The sequence below is a fragment of the Paraburkholderia sp. BR10954 genome (genome assembly GCF_040965775.1).
Taxonomy (GTDB): domain Bacteria; phylum Pseudomonadota; class Gammaproteobacteria; order Burkholderiales; family Burkholderiaceae; genus Paraburkholderia; species Paraburkholderia youngii.
Genome location: NZ_JBFRCK010000312.1, coordinates 1 through 255 on the forward strand (window position 1 = coordinate 1; position 255 = coordinate 255).

Below are 255 nucleotides of genomic sequence, written 5' to 3' on the forward strand. Positions count from 1 at the left end.
GATGACACCCTTGTAGCCGCGATCGACAACGGCCACTTCCGGCTTCACGTCACTCAGGATCGCCGCCTGCTCCAGCGCCTCGGCCAACGTATGGCCGTCGTACGGATTGCCCGGCATCGAGCGCGCCTCGATCACTAGCCCTTCCTTGTGGGTCGTCGTGATCGACACCTTGACGCCGAATTCGTACGGCGTGCGGGCCTTGCCTTTGGCCAGACATTCGACTTCCGGCGCATGCAAGGCGTAAAGCTTGTTCCG

1 protein-coding gene is annotated in these 255 nt (G+C 62.4%); it reads right to left on the reverse strand.

Annotated features, from left to right (window positions below):
• Window positions 1-255 (reverse strand): transposase (locus AB4Y34_RS42375; RefSeq protein ID WP_368719367.1); only part of this gene is annotated, 255 nt, incomplete at both ends.